This is a genomic window from Halolactibacillus halophilus (assembly GCF_900115605.1).
Classification (GTDB): Bacteria; Bacillota; Bacilli; order Bacillales; family Amphibacillaceae; genus Halolactibacillus; species Halolactibacillus halophilus.
This window is the reverse complement of sequence record NZ_FOXC01000001.1, coordinates 49074-63010: the sequence shown is the minus strand read 5'-3', so window position 1 is coordinate 63010 and position 13937 is coordinate 49074. Positions and strand designations below refer to the sequence as shown.

The following is a 13937-nucleotide window of genomic DNA, read 5'->3' as shown; positions in this document are numbered from 1 at the left end:
TGGGTGATGGGATGCGATTTTTCTTAATTGGCTATCCACTCGGTCACTCAATGTCGCCATTTCTGCACGGTTTATTTCTTGACCAAATTGGCCAGCGTGGCACATATGAATTAAAAGAATTAATTCCAGAGACTTTTAATGATCAAATCCGTGCGTTAAAACAATCGGGTTACTCAGGTTTTAATATTACGATTCCATATAAGGTTGACATTATGCCTTTTTTGGATGTCATCGACCCACAAGCAAAAGCGATAGGGGCTGTCAATACCGTTGTTATTAAGGATGGCTGCTGGACTGGGTATAATACCGACGGGGCAGGTTATGTTCAGTCATTGAAGTATCATTATCCGCAGCTATTTCGCCCATCCAGCCGGTTCTTGGTTTTAGGTGCAGGTGGGGCCAGTCGCGGTATTGTTCACGCATTAAATAATGAAACGTGTGCAGCCATTACGATCAGTAATCGTACCGTTGAAAAAGCGGCAACAATCATTAACGCATTGCCACCTAAAAAAGACTATCAAGCCATTAGTTTTAGTGAGGCTGAAGCGACACTTGACCAATATGATGCGATCATTAATACAACATCGCTCGGTATGGAACCGAACGTAGACACTCAGGCGATTCATCTCAACCGATTAAAACAGGGTGCCGTTGTCAGTGACATAGTTTATAAGCCGTTTGTAACGGCTTTAATACGAGAAGCAATGTCAAAAGGTGCCGACGTTCACCATGGGCACGAAATGCTTGTTTACCAAGCGGCTTTAGCCTTCGAACTCTGGACAGGTTACAATGTCGACGCGCGTCCGGTTATTGAAGCATTTGAAACGAAATTAAAACTATAAAACGACGACAATAAGAATGAAACGAGGGAAAACAATGTTAACAGGTAAACAAAAACGATTTTTACGTTCAAAAGCACATCATTTACGTCCAATTTTCCAAGTAGGAAAAGAGGGTGTTAATGATAATATGATTACAACCATTAATGAGGCCCTTGAAAAACGCGAATTAATTAAAGTGGCTGTCTTACAAAATTGCTTAGAGGAAACAGATGATGTAGCTGCGGCTTTAGTTGAAGCTACAGAGAGCGAACTCGTCCAGGTTATTGGGCATACGATTGTACTCTATAAACCGTCTGTAGAAAATAAAACGATTCAATTACCATAAGGGATTGATATGATGAAGAAAATTGGTCTACTCGGCGGTACATTTGACCCGCCTCATATTGGGCATATGATTATTGCTGATGATTGCTTTCATGCCTTGGAATTAGATGAAGTTTGGTTTATTCCTTCGCAAATTCCGCCGCACAAAAACAAAGCGAACGTCTCTAGCGACAAACGATTGGACATGGTGACACTCGCCACAGAAAATCGAGCACAGTTTAAAGTGAAAGATTTTGAACTGACTCGCGCAGGGCGATCTTATACGATTGATACGATGACGATGATCAATGAAACTTATCCGGAGTGTAGTTTTTATTTTATTATTGGTGCCGATATGGTTGAATATTTACCGCACTGGCAAGCGATTGACGAGCTTGTCCAGATGGTGCAGTTTGTTGGAGTACAAAGGCCAGGATATACGTTAAAAACACCGTATCCTGTTTTATTTGTTGATAGCTTAGAAATGGATGTATCCTCTTCTCATATTAGAGAGCGGATTATGGCAAACCGTCCATATGAATATTTATTGCCACAAGCTGTGTATCACTATATAAAGGAGCACAAATTATATGAATAAACAACAGGCGCTTGGTCTTGTTAAACCACATTTAACAGAGACGCGTTACCTTCATACAGAACGAGTCGTTGAAACAGCACTTGATTTGGCGGCAAGGTTTCATGTTGACCCAGAAAAAGCGATGATCGCCAGTGCTTTTCATGATTATTGTAAATATCGAAATCTGGCTGATATGCGACAATTGATTGAGCAATATGATCAGCTATCAAACCAGTTATTAGATTTTCATCATGAACTTTGGCATGGCCCAGTGGCATCTATTTTAGTCGAAACTGAACTTGGTATTCACGATAAAGATATCCAGTCAGCTATTTATTGGCACACGACCGGTCATGCGAAGATGACAGATTTGGAAAAAATCGTTTATTTAGCAGACTATATTGAACCTGGTCGTGTTATTCCAGGCATTGAGCATGTGAGAAGACTAGCGGCCTATGATTTGGACCATGCTGTTTTTTTAGCGTGTAAAAACTCGATTGGGTTTCTAGTCAGTAAATCACGTAAAGTATATCCAGAAACATTAAATTTATATAATGATTTACTCGGTAAAAATTAGAATAAACAGAAGCATAATTAGGAGGTTTTTTTTTGGATAGTCAAACATTATTAGAATTAGCAGCGACAGCGGCTGATGACAAACGTGCTGAAGATATTATTGGGTTAGATATGCGAGAATTAACAACGGTTGCTGATTATTACTTGATTTGTGACGGATCAAATGAACGTCAAGTTCAAGCGATTGCTCGTGAAATTAAAGACCAAGCAGAAAAAAGTGGTGTGAACGTTAAACGTCTTGAAGGATTTGATAAAGGACGCTGGATTCTTGTCGATTTAGGGGACGTTGTCTGTCATGTGTTCCACCATGAAGAGCGTAATTATTATAACCTAGAGCGTCTTTGGGGAGATGCACCTGTTCTTGGATTGTCTAATTCAGAGGCGTAGCTATGTCTTATCAACATTTAGCAGCACTATATGATGAATTAATGCAAGACGCACCTTACGATGAATGGGTAACATTTACTGAGTCGATGCTTGAATCATCTACTCAGGCAATTTTGGATGTTGGCTGTGGTACCGGTCAAATAACGCGTCGTTTGAGTGAAAAGGGTTTTCAAATGACCGGAGTCGATTTATCGGAAGCCATGCTAGTAGAGGCAGCTAATGACCCTAGTGCTGAAACTAACCGTATTCAGTGGGTAAAACAAGATATGCGAGCGTTAACTGGTTTTCATAATCAACAATTGATTGTGAGCTTCTGTGATGTGCTCAATTATATCACTGATCAAGACGATGTTTTAAAAACGTTTCGAGCGATTTATCATAGTCTCGCGCCAGATGGTCAATTTATGTTTGATGTTCATAGTTTAGCGCATGTAGAAGCGATGAGTGATAACATTTATTCAGAAGTCCAGGATGACTATAGTTATATTTGGTTTTGTGACCGAGGTGACGACGCAGGCGAAATGTTTCATGAGATGACTTTCTATATTAAAGAAGGAGACTGTTACCAACGTTATGATGAGATCCATCATCAAAAAACGTATAGTATGGACAGTTATATCGATTGGCTAAAACAAGTTGGCTTTAGCGATGTAAAGGTGTACAAAGATTTTGAAAAGGCGCCAATCACATTAGCGGATGAACCAAACAGTGAACGACTCTTTTTTATCGCAAAAAAATAATCGTGACGAATGACTGATGATTTTTGCCGAAAAGGCGAGTGGAATTCTATTTCACTCGCCTTTTTGTTTTGATCTTGATATTTATTAAATATGGCACGTCTTTTGTGAGGGGCTAAAGTGTGATATAAGTAAAGTATCAGCGAGTGATCACGGCTTAAAGGGGGCGGATATCTATGTCAAGATTAAAAGAGTATAAATGGGTGCTGGCTTTAATGCTTATCTTACTATTTGGTACTTTACTTATCTTAAATAAACAGGACCAACCACTTAGTGAAACACCGCTTGTAAATGAGCCGATGACAGCGACGTCCCTGGAACAAAACGAGTTAAACACTGAAACAGTATCCATAGAGGCTAGTCCAATCTCTGAAGACTCAACTTTAATGTATGTTGATGTGAAAGGTGAAGTGCACCAACCCGGGGTTTACCGTGTCACTGAAGCGATGCGGATTCTTGACGTTATTGAAGATGCAGGGGGTTTTTCTGATCAAGCGGATGTTGATCAAGTAAATTTAGCGATGAAGGTATACGATGAGATGGTGATTTATGTACCAAATCAACATGAGACAGAACAAGAAAAGAAGTTGGACCTCTATCCAGACCAAAACCATGATAAAATAAGAATCAATATGGCGACAAAAGAAGAGTTGACTACTTTATCTGGCATTGGTGAAAAGAAAGCAGAAGCCATTCTTAAGTATATGGAGTTAAATGGTCCCTTTCAATCATCAGATGACCTCACGCAGGTAGAGGGTATTGGTGAAAAAACAGTTGCTAATTTCTTAGATCAAATTCAAGTGCCTTAAGGCATTTACAAGAAAGGAAGAGATATGATGGAGCGAATTTCTTGGCATCAATATTTTATGGCCCAAACGCATTTGATTGCGCTTAGAAGTACGTGTGAACGTCTCACGGTAGGTGCGACGATTGTAAGAGATAAACGGATTATTGCTGGAGGATATAATGGCAGTGTTTCAGGTAGTGCTCATTGCATCGACGTCGGTTGTTATGTCATCGAAAACCATTGTGTCAGAACGGTACATGCAGAGATGAATGCTGTATTACAATGTGCGAAATTTGGTGTACCAACAGATGGGGCGGAAATTTATGTGACACATTTTCCGTGTCTGCAATGCACGAAATCTATCATTCAAGCAGGGATAAAAAAAGTTTACTATGCCAAAGATTATAAAAACAATCCCTATGCGATAGAATTGTATGAAGAGGCTGGCGTAGAGACTCAAAAAATCCCACTTGATGATGACGCGCTTCAATTGGTACATAGACTTGAATAATGATAGACACCTCATCTGTTTAGGTGAGGTGTCTTTATGACACATCGTCTCTATTTCCTCGTTCCTGTTAGCCTCTCGGCTATTTTTTTAGCATATATCTCCGTTTCATGGCTTTATGTCTCCTGCTTGTTTCTTGCCATTTTGCTGTTGCTTCTTTTTACACAATCCCTTTCAGTAACTGAAGTTAGCGTCTTTCTTTGCGTCTTTTTTGTTGTTTTCTTTCGATTTGCCGATATGTACGAACATCAGACGCCTATCGAGTCATTTGACCAAGGTGAACTGATGGGAAAGGTTATACAAGTGAAACAACAAACGGACACCTATCAAAGATTTATCATTCAACCGGACAATCAGCCCACAAATGTTTTAATCACACATTTTAATCCCTTAGATTTTGACCTTGTAAAGGGGCAACACCTGCGACTAGATGTATCATTTGAACCGCCTGAATCACCACAAAACCCTGGCATGTTTGATTATGATCGTTATTTACTCACAGAAAATGTTGCAGCGCAAGCTGTAGCTGAAACGGTTCATTATGAAGGAGAATCTTTATTTTCGCCCATTTTTACGTACCGCCTAAAATTTCTCTATCATTTACAGAGTCGACTAAGTGAGACCACCTTTGGTCTAGTCAGTGCGCTTGTACTAGGGGAAAAGAGTTTACTTGATGACGAGTTTAAGGACTTATTTACGCGTTGGCATTTAACACATCTTCTAGCAATATCAGGTCTTCATGTGGGACTCATGGTGCACATGTTATCTTTGTTTTTAACACGTATATGCCGATTAAATAAAGAAACGACATGGCTCGTCTTACTTTTAGTATTTCTAACTTTTCCTTTCATTGCTGGGGGAACGCCCTCGGTCTTTCGTGCAAGCTTGGTTGGTCTTTTAGGTTATTTAGCTCTCATCATTCGAACAAAACTATCAACGTTAGATGCCCTCTCCTTTGTTTTTCTCTTTCTCATTATGATAAAACCTTATTGGCTTTTCCAATTAGGCTTTCAATATTCTTTTCTTGTCACTTTTAGTATTGTACTATCTCGTCCGATTTTATCTCGATATAAACACGCGTTGACAAGCCTAATTTTTATCACAGCCCTAAGTTTTTTAATCACATTACCACTTCAATTAACTAAATTTTACAGTGTGAATTTAGTAAGTTTAGTCATCAATCCACCAGTGAACCTCCTCTTTTCACTTCTGATTATCCCACTTTGTTTTGGCATTGCAGTCATAGCACTATTTGTACCGATGTTATTGCCTGTGATGGATCATATACTTATGACTATTTTTAACGGCTTGTTTTTGTTATTATCGACAATTGACCGATTTTGTTACTTCCCATTTATCACCGGACGACCTTATTTACTGCATCTCATCTTATATGCAGTCAGTTTGTTTTTATTGTTAAGATTTATCGACCAAGAAAAGTATCGACAAGCCAGCCGTTACGGTATTTTGATTGTTATTATTATCTCGTTGATAAAAATCATGCCCTATTTTGAACCATATGGTCAGGTAACACAACTCAGCATCGGTCAAGCGGATGTCCTCGTCATGGAATTACCTCATCGAAAAGGGGTCTACTTGTATGATGTTGGCGCAACAACAGGTAAAGATTACATTGAAGTAACGGATGAAGCATACACCCGTGTGATTAAACCTTTTTTGCATTACCGTGGTATTCATAAAATTGACGGGGTGTTCTTATCCCATAGTCACCAAGATCATATTGGTAGTCTACCTTTCTTAGTTGAAGATTTTTCTGTTGAGGGTATTTATATTCATTCATCTTTTGACGAGGATAGTAAATTGCCTTATCTCGATTATACAACTCTAAAAGTAGGTCAGCGCTACCGCATGCAACAACATAATTTTGATATTGTTTTACCTATTACGCAAAGCCTAGATCCAAATGATAATTCAATGGTCATTCATACGACCTTTGGACCCTTTTCATTTTTGTTGACTGGCGATATATCAGCAGAACAAGAGAGTGTCTTTTTAGCGCAGTATCCAGACAAGGACATGGATGTATTGACGGTTGCCCATCATGGTAGTCAAACCTCAACGAGTGCCGCTTTACTTGAACAATTAAGTCCTAAGTATGCAATCATATCGGTAGGACTTAATAATAATTTCCATCATCCGCATCCTGATGTCATTACGCGACTTAAGGCGCATCACATTCAACTGTTTCGAACGGATACAGACGGGGCAGTCATTTACCGGTTCCATAAAAATAATGGAACTTATCAATGGTATACAAACAACCAAGGTTAAAAATCTACCGGTTTCTTCTTGTCAAACTGGTGAAACAACTTTAAACTAAATGGAGAAGAAGAGATAAATGAAAGTGTAGATCAGGACGAAAGAGGAGGAAGCTCTTATGAGAGCGACAGCATAATATGCATTACCTAGAAGCAAAGAAACAAATAAAAAATATAGCCAAACAACCGGTCATCGTCATTTTCGGCGATGAACAGTTTTTAATTGAATCATTTATCCAATCTGTCGTAGATGATCGCTTATCTGAAGCAGAAAAAGAAGATCAACTGATTACTTATGATATGGAAGAACAACCGGTATCAGATGCGGTATTAGAAGTCGAAACCTTCCCGTTTTTCGGTGGTAATAAAGTGGTTGTGTGTGAGGCCAGTTATTTCTTAACAGGTAAAAAAGTGAAGACCTCGGTGGAACACGATTTGGACCGGTTGGTTCAATATATCGAACAACCGGTTGATTTTTCAACGCTAATCGTCGTTGTCCCGTATGAGAAATTAGATGAGCGTAAAAAAGTCGTTAAAGCGTTAAAAAAACAAGGGGAGTTTATTGAATGTAAAACTATGGTTGAACGAGACCTCGGTCAATGGTTCCAGTATTTTAAGCAGCAGTATCAGATTGACTTTTCAAAACGAATAGAAGACCGGTTAATTCAAGAAGTGGGCACGTCGTTACAATTGCTTGAGAAAGAAATTGAGAAGTTGAGTTTATTTCAAGTTTCAGGCGCGATTAGTGATGATGATGCGAAAGCGTTGATTTCACACTCAGCCAAAGCTTCAAGCTTTACTCTAGTTGATGCTGTAATAAGCCGTGATCTCTCACTCGCCATCAATACCTATAAAGACTTGGTACGATTAAATGAAGAAGAGATTGGTTTGCTTGCCTTGCTTTCATCACAAATCAGGACCATTTATCAAGTGAAAACGTTACTAGGAAAAGGGTATAGTCAAAAGCAAATCGCCCAACAAATCAGAGTTCACCCGTATGTTGTTAAGATGTCAGAAACACGGGCCAAACGGTTTAACCTAGAACAGCTGTACCAAGCCCTTGATTTATGTGCGGAAACAGATCATGCGATTAAGCAGGGGAAAATGGAGAAACGTTTAGCGTTTGAAATGTTACTGTATCAACTTATTGCTTAAAAACGTCGAGATGTTTTCTCGTCTAAGCTAACCCGTTGTTGCTTAAGTAAAACTAAAAAAGCCAAACAAAAAACGATCCTTTTCGAATGAGGATCGTTTTTTTATGTTGGTCATTGAAGTGTTTTATGCACTTAATTGGTTAACTTTTTTCACTAAACGTGATTTTTGACGTGAACCATTGTTTTTATGCACAATGCCTTTTTGAACCGCTTTATCAATTTTTTTAATTGCAACGTTAAGAGCCGCTTTCGCATCCTCAACTTTGTTGTCATTTACTAAATTTTCAACGCGCTTAATCATTGAACGCATTTCAGTTTTAACTGGTGCATTAAGTAAACGAGCATCCTCATTTACGCGGATACGCTTTTTAGCTGATTTAATATTTGCCATGTAATTTCACCTCCACCTATAAACATCCATATAAATAATCATGGAACAGATGCTATTGTACCAAAGCTTATCAAAGTTTTCAATATAAATATATTCAATTTGATAACTTTGTTTTAAAAAAGTAATGAAAGTCACTTGTCAGAGAAATGAAGAATGGAAGACTCATGCTTGAAACAGCACGATTCTAAACCATCCGTTGAAGGTTTACATTCTCTGGATAAGGCAGCAGTTTTTTCGGAATATCTTATCATTTACGTGCAAAATTGTGTATTAGTTGTCATAATGGTAGCCAACTTATGAAGATGTCTCCTATTTAACTATTGAATGAATTGATCTATTGGTTTTAAGTTAGTGTCAAAAATAATTGAATGATTGGTGATTCACTGCTATAATCAACACTGTATTGTTGTCGAAAAAATAGGAGTGAAGTATTGTGACAAAAGGAAGAGACCAGAAAAGGGTACGTAATTTTTCAATTATTGCCCATATTGACCACGGCAAGTCAACGCTTGCTGACCGTATTTTAGAAAAAACAAAAGCCCTCACCCAGCGTGAGATGAAAGAACAAATGTTAGATGCGATGGATTTAGAGCGTGAGCGCGGGATTACCATTAAATTGAATGCGGTTCAATTAAAATATGAACACACAGATGGTGAAGATTATATTTTCCACCTGATTGATACCCCAGGACACGTCGATTTTACGTATGAAGTGTCGCGTAGTTTAGCAGCATGTGAAGGGGCGATCCTCGTTGTCGATGCGGCACAAGGGATTGAAGCACAAACATTAGCAAATGTTTATTTAGCACTTGATAATGATTTAGAGATCATTCCAGTTATTAATAAAATTGATTTACCGAGTGCTGATCCTGAACGTGTGAAACAAGAAATTACCGATGTTATCGGTATTGATGGTGAGGAAGCATTGTTAGTCAGCGCAAAATCAGGTATTGGGATTGAATCGATACTTGAAGCGGTCGTTGACCGGATTCCAGCACCAGACGGTGATGCAAATGCCCCGCTTAAAGCAATGATTTTCGACTCGCTTTATGATCCATACCGCGGGGTTGTAGCCTATGTTCGAATTAAAGAAGGTTCGGTAAGCGTTGGCGATAAAATTAAGATGATGGCAACAGGAAAAGAATTTGAAGTCAATGAATTGGGTGTTTTCAACCCGAAACCTGAGAAATTAAAAAAATTAGAAGTTGGTGATGTTGGTTACTTAACGGCTGCGATCAAAAACGTCGGTGATTCCCGTGTTGGTGATACGATCACGTTAAGCAAGAATCCAGCTAGTGAACCTTTACCGGGTTATCGCAGATTAAACCCAATGGTGTTCTGTGGACTTTATCCAGTTGATGCAAGTAACTACAACGATTTAAGAGAAGCACTTGAACGTTTAGAACTTAATGACTCTTCACTTCAATATGAAGCTGAGACATCACAAGCGTTAGGCTTTGGTTTCCGTTGTGGGTTTCTTGGTTTGTTGCATATGGAAATTATTCAAGAACGGATTGAACGTGAATTTAATATTGATTTGATCACCACAGCACCAAGCGTTATTTATCAAGTTGAAAAAACAGACGGTGAAGTGATTTCGATTGATAACCCGTCCTTTATGCCAGATGCTCAATCGATTGAGAAAGTAATGGAACCATATGTCAAAGCAACGGTGATGGTCCCGAACGATTACGTTGGTCCAGTTATGGAATTATGCCAAAGTAAACGTGGCGATTTTATTGATATGAATTATTTGGATGAGAACCGTGTCAATATTGTCTACGAGATTCCGCTTGCCGAAATCGTTTATGATTTCTTCGATAAGTTAAAATCACAAACCAAGGGATATGCATCGTTTGACTATGAACTTGTTGGTTATAAACAGTCTAAGCTTGTTAAAATGGATATCCTACTCAATGGCGATACAATCGATGCCTTGTCATTTATCGTTCACCGTGATTTCTCATTTGAGCGCGGGAAACAAATCGTTGAAAAGCTGAAAAGTTTAATTCCACGTCAACAATTTGAAGTGCCAGTGCAAGCGGCTGTCGGTAATAAGATTGTCTCACGTTCAACGATTAAAGCTATGCGTAAAAACGTGCTATCAAAATGTTATGGTGGAGATATTTCACGTAAACGTAAATTATTAGAAAAGCAAAAAGAAGGTAAGAAACGAATGAAAATGGTCGGCTCTGTGGAGGTACCACAAGAAGCATTTATGGCTGTTTTACAAATGGATGATGAATAAGATAAAACCTCACTAGCACGTGTTAGTGAGGTTTTGTTTGACTTCAACTCAGAACTTTCTTAAGATGAATAAGGTATGTGGCTGACTTACCGATTCACATGTCCTAAATACAAATACCAAACCCGTCTGGGTTTATTGATAGAAAGAAGTGAAATGATGATCACGTCGACCTATGTCCATATTCCTTTTTGTGAGAAGATTTGTCATTACTGTGACTTTACGAAGTTCTTTTATGAAGAACAAATGGCTGATGACTATCTTGATGCGTTAGAAAAGGAAATAGCTTATTATATTCATACAGACCAGCAAACGATGCGCACGATCTACGTCGGAGGCGGGACACCAACCGCTTTAAATGAACGTCAATTGGAGCGCTTATTACAGATGTTGCAACGCTTTTTCAATGTAGCTGATTGTTTAGAATATACTTTTGAGGCGAACCCGGGAGATTTAAACGAAGCCAAAATAAAATTACTTAAAACCTACGGGGTGAACCGGATCTCCATGGGGGTACAAGTATTTGATAATGCCTTATTAGAAGAACTTGGACGCCTGCACCGAATCAGTGATGTTGATGACAACATCGCGGCCTTACAAAAACATGGCTTAACAAATATAAGTATCGATTTAATGTATGGCTTGCCAAATCAAACATTACAAGGATTTGAACAGTCACTTGACCGTGCTTTAAGTTATGATTTACCGCACTATTCATCTTATTCATTACAAATCGAACCAAAGACAGTGTTCTATCAGCGTTACATGAAAGGAAAACTGCATAAAGCACCAGAAGAATTAGAAGCCAGTATGTTTGAACTGTTATTAAAAAAGATGACAGAACATGGAAAGTTCCAGTACGAAGTGAGTAACTTTGGTGAACCGGGCTTTGAATCGCAACACAATTTAACCTATTGGGATAACCAATACTATTACGGGTTTGGTGCAGGTGCGTCCGGCTACTTACCACACGAACGCTATATTAATAATCGTCCATTTCCTGCTTATTTAAAAGCGGCAACCGAACGCGGGGAAGCAGTATTAAATCGTGATGAGATTACGATAAAAGAAGAAATAGAAGAGCAGATGTTTTTAGGTCTTAGAAAACGCTCAGGCGTGAGCCGGAATGTCTTTTTCAAACGCTTTGGTTTCCATTATGATGCGTTATATCAAGAAGCGATAGCCGAATTAGTCGAGAAAACATGGGTAGAAGATGACGGCGAAGCTATCCGTATGACTGACCACGGGCAATTGTTTGGTAACAGTGTTTTTCAAGCATTCTTATTGCCGGATGCGCTAGATATTAATAAATACCTCAAATAATTTCAGGCATCTGGATTGACAACGGGGAATGAATTTGATAATTTATTATTAGTATTAGCACTCGAAAGAGTTGAGTGCTAACAGAGGTGAATCATTATGTTATCGACAAGACAACTCTTTATTTTGCAGGTAATCATTGATGAGTTTATTCAAACAGCTCAACCTATTGGTTCACGCGCCATCTCAAAAAAAGATGAAGTAAGCTTTAGTCCTGCGACGATTCGTAACGAAATGGCAGATTTAGAAAGCTTAGGATTTTTAGAAAAGACCCATTCATCTTCTGGTCGTGTGCCATCTGAAAAAGGTTACCGTTATTATGTAGATCATTTGCTTATGCCGATTGATTTATCACCACGTGATGAACAGACAATTTCTGGTGTCTTTAACCAAGGTATGGTTGAATTTGAACAAGTTATTCAAAACTCAGTCAATGTTTTAAGTGATTTGACGAATTATACATCGATCATTTTAGGTCCTGAGGTGTATGCGACAACATTAAAACAGATTCAAATCATTCATTTATCAAAAACAACAGCAGTAGCCATTCTTGTGACAAACACAGGTCATGTTGAACACCGGTCGTTTACGATTCCAAAAGAGATCAATCCGCTTGACTTAGAAAAGCTTGTCAATATTTTAAATGAGCGGCTCATCGGTGTGCCAATTATTCAATTGCCTAACCGACTACAGATGGAACTCACATCGATTATTGACCATTATGTTAAAGATGTGGCGACGGCGTTTAAGTATTTAAAAGGTGCGTTACTTGATCAACAACCGAATAACATTTACGTCGGTGGCATTACAAACATGTTACTGCAGCCCGAGTTTAGTGATGTCGCAAAGATTCACTCATTATACTCCGTCATTGAACAAGAAGAAACAATGGCAAGTATCTTGCGGTCACAAGACCAAGGGATTCACATTTCGATCGGTCAAGAAAACAAAGTGACCGAAATGCAAGATTGTAGTCTAATTACCGCTACGTACACACTTAAAGGTCAACAAATAGGAACCATTGCGTTATTAGGTCCTAAGCGAATGGAATATTCACGGGTGATTTCTTTACTCGAACGCTTATCTAATGACATGACTAAGACCTTTAAAAATTGGTAACACAAGTAAAAGTACCGCTCTTTTAAAGGGTGTACACTATAAGCACAGCAGTTAAGGGAGGTTTCCTGAATGGAAGAAAATAAATCAACAAAAGTTGATGAAGAAACTGTAGATGTTTCAGAAGCTGATGTCGAAATCGTTGATGATCAAACAACAACCGATAAGGTAACCGGTCAAAACGAAGCGCAAACAGACACTGACGTTAGTCAAGAAGCATTTCAAACGCTAGAAAAAGATCACGAGGCGTTAAAAGAAAAAATGTTGCGGTTAACGGCAGAGTACGATAACTTTAGAAAACGTACGCAACGCGAGAAAGCGGCTGATTTAAAATACAAAGCTCAAGACTTAGCAACGGACCTCGTGCCAGTTGTTGATACGTTCGACCGCGCGCTTCAATCGAAGCCGGATGAAAGTTCAATGGATTCGTTCTATGAAGGCATGGAAATGGTTTATCGTCAACTTATGCAAGCGCTCAGTCAAGCTGGCGTTGAAGAAATTGAAACAGAAGGTGAAACGTTTGATCCAAACTTCCATCAAGCGGTTATGCAAGTGGAAGATGATCAATATGAATCTCAAGCGATTATTGACACCTTACAAAAAGGGTATCGCTTAAAAGACCGGGTTATTAGACCGGCGATGGTGAAAGTAAATCAGTAATCACCAAAGGTTTATTATTTAAGTGCATCAAGCGAAAAAAGTTAAAATAAATATG

At 38.7% G+C, this 13937-nt stretch carries 15 protein-coding genes; 14 read left to right on the top strand and 1 reads right to left on the bottom strand.

What is annotated here, in order from left to right:
• Nucleotides 1-11 precede the first annotated feature (11 nt).
• The 10 genes from aroE (at nucleotide 12) to holA (ending at nucleotide 8151) form a co-directional block, all read left to right on the top strand.
• A complete protein-coding gene (gene aroE / locus BM098_RS00360; RefSeq protein WP_089829236.1) occupies nucleotides 12-842 on the top strand; it encodes a shikimate dehydrogenase in 831 nt (276 codons plus the stop codon).
• Between the two features lie 34 nt (nucleotides 843-876).
• The gene (yhbY, locus tag BM098_RS00355) at nucleotides 877-1167 is read left to right on the top strand and encodes a ribosome assembly RNA-binding protein YhbY (RefSeq protein ID WP_089829233.1); all 291 of its coding nucleotides are present in this window, start codon (nucleotides 877-879) and stop codon (nucleotides 1165-1167) included.
• Between the two features lie 12 nt (nucleotides 1168-1179).
• Complete coding sequence (locus BM098_RS00350) at nucleotides 1180-1743, top strand: nicotinate-nucleotide adenylyltransferase (protein WP_089829230.1); 564 nt, start codon at nucleotides 1180-1182, stop codon at nucleotides 1741-1743.
• Entirely contained in the window at nucleotides 1736-2299 is a 564-nt protein-coding gene (gene yqeK / locus BM098_RS00345) for a bis(5'-nucleosyl)-tetraphosphatase (symmetrical) YqeK (protein ID WP_089829229.1), read from the top strand. Before BM098_RS00350 ends, yqeK begins: the two co-directional genes overlap by 8 nt.
• A 32-nt stretch (nucleotides 2300-2331) precedes the next feature.
• Entirely contained in the window at nucleotides 2332-2685 is a 354-nt protein-coding gene (gene rsfS, locus BM098_RS00340) for a ribosome silencing factor (protein ID WP_089829227.1), read from the top strand.
• A gap of 2 nt (nucleotides 2686-2687) precedes the next feature.
• Nucleotides 2688-3425, top strand: a complete 738-nt coding sequence (locus BM098_RS00335) for a class I SAM-dependent DNA methyltransferase (RefSeq protein ID WP_089829225.1) — start codon at nucleotides 2688-2690, stop codon at nucleotides 3423-3425.
• Between the two features lie 173 nt (nucleotides 3426-3598).
• The gene (locus BM098_RS00330; RefSeq protein WP_089829223.1) at nucleotides 3599-4231 is read left to right on the top strand and encodes a helix-hairpin-helix domain-containing protein; all 633 of its coding nucleotides are present in this window, start codon (nucleotides 3599-3601) and stop codon (nucleotides 4229-4231) included.
• Between the two features lie 27 nt (nucleotides 4232-4258).
• A complete protein-coding gene (locus BM098_RS00325; protein ID WP_089829221.1) occupies nucleotides 4259-4720 on the top strand; it encodes a ComE operon protein 2 in 462 nt (153 codons plus the stop codon).
• Nucleotides 4721-4756: 36 nt separating this feature from the next.
• Nucleotides 4757-7009, top strand: coding sequence for a DNA internalization-related competence protein ComEC/Rec2 (locus BM098_RS00320; RefSeq protein WP_089829218.1), 2253 nt, complete (start codon nucleotides 4757-4759; stop codon nucleotides 7007-7009).
• A gap of 125 nt (nucleotides 7010-7134) precedes the next feature.
• On the top strand, nucleotides 7135-8151 hold the full coding sequence (gene holA / locus BM098_RS00315) for a DNA polymerase III subunit delta (protein WP_089829216.1): 1017 nt from the start codon (nucleotides 7135-7137) through the stop codon (nucleotides 8149-8151).
• A 123-nt stretch (nucleotides 8152-8274) separates the two neighbouring features.
• Here holA and rpsT read toward each other — a convergent pair whose 3' ends face one another.
• The gene (gene rpsT / locus BM098_RS00310) at nucleotides 8275-8541 is read right to left on the bottom strand and encodes a 30S ribosomal protein S20 (protein ID WP_089829215.1); all 267 of its coding nucleotides are present in this window, start codon (nucleotides 8539-8541) and stop codon (nucleotides 8275-8277) included.
• A gap of 433 nt (nucleotides 8542-8974) precedes the next feature.
• On the opposite strand from rpsT, the gene lepA reads away from it, so the two are divergent.
• The 4 genes from lepA (at nucleotide 8975) to grpE (ending at nucleotide 13882) form a co-directional block, all read left to right on the top strand.
• Nucleotides 8975-10789 carry a translation elongation factor 4 gene (gene lepA, locus BM098_RS00305; protein ID WP_089829213.1) on the top strand — a complete coding sequence of 605 codons (1815 nt, stop codon included), beginning with the start codon at nucleotides 8975-8977 and terminating at the stop codon, nucleotides 10787-10789.
• Nucleotides 10790-10945: 156 nt separating this feature from the next.
• A complete protein-coding gene (gene hemW / locus BM098_RS00300; protein ID WP_089829210.1) occupies nucleotides 10946-12109 on the top strand; it encodes a radical SAM family heme chaperone HemW in 1164 nt (387 codons plus the stop codon).
• Between the two features lie 96 nt (nucleotides 12110-12205).
• Nucleotides 12206-13225 carry a heat-inducible transcriptional repressor HrcA gene (gene hrcA / locus BM098_RS00295; RefSeq protein ID WP_089829208.1) on the top strand — a complete coding sequence of 340 codons (1020 nt, stop codon included), beginning with the start codon at nucleotides 12206-12208 and terminating at the stop codon, nucleotides 13223-13225.
• Nucleotides 13226-13294: 69 nt separating this feature from the next.
• Nucleotides 13295-13882 (top strand): nucleotide exchange factor GrpE, encoded by a 588-nt coding sequence (gene grpE / locus BM098_RS00290; protein ID WP_089829206.1) that lies wholly within the window; start codon nucleotides 13295-13297, stop codon nucleotides 13880-13882.
• Nucleotides 13883-13937 lie beyond the last annotated feature (55 nt).

Bases quoted from the DNA above. Each gene is read 5' to 3' on its own strand.
- aroE (WP_089829236.1), top strand. From the start codon at position 12: ATGCGATTTTTCTTAATTGGCTATCCACTCGGTCACTCAATGTCGCCA.
- yhbY (WP_089829233.1), top strand. From the start codon at position 877: ATGTTAACAGGTAAACAAAAACGATTTTTACGTTCAAAAGCACATCAT.
- BM098_RS00350 (WP_089829230.1), top strand. From the start codon at position 1,180: ATGAAGAAAATTGGTCTACTCGGCGGTACATTTGACCCGCCTCATATT.
- yqeK (WP_089829229.1), top strand. From the start codon at position 1,736: ATGAATAAACAACAGGCGCTTGGTCTTGTTAAACCACATTTAACAGAG.
- BM098_RS00335 (WP_089829225.1), top strand. From the start codon at position 2,688: ATGTCTTATCAACATTTAGCAGCACTATATGATGAATTAATGCAAGAC.
- BM098_RS00330 (WP_089829223.1), top strand. From the start codon at position 3,599: ATGTCAAGATTAAAAGAGTATAAATGGGTGCTGGCTTTAATGCTTATC.
- BM098_RS00325 (WP_089829221.1), top strand. From the start codon at position 4,259: ATGGAGCGAATTTCTTGGCATCAATATTTTATGGCCCAAACGCATTTG.
- BM098_RS00320 (WP_089829218.1), top strand. From the start codon at position 4,757: ATGACACATCGTCTCTATTTCCTCGTTCCTGTTAGCCTCTCGGCTATT.
- holA (WP_089829216.1), top strand. From the start codon at position 7,135: ATGCATTACCTAGAAGCAAAGAAACAAATAAAAAATATAGCCAAACAA.
- rpsT (WP_089829215.1), bottom strand. From the start codon at position 8,541: ATGGCAAATATTAAATCAGCTAAAAAGCGTATCCGCGTAAATGAGGAT.
- hemW (WP_089829210.1), top strand. From the start codon at position 10,946: ATGATCACGTCGACCTATGTCCATATTCCTTTTTGTGAGAAGATTTGT.
- hrcA (WP_089829208.1), top strand. From the start codon at position 12,206: ATGTTATCGACAAGACAACTCTTTATTTTGCAGGTAATCATTGATGAG.
- grpE (WP_089829206.1), top strand. From the start codon at position 13,295: ATGGAAGAAAATAAATCAACAAAAGTTGATGAAGAAACTGTAGATGTT.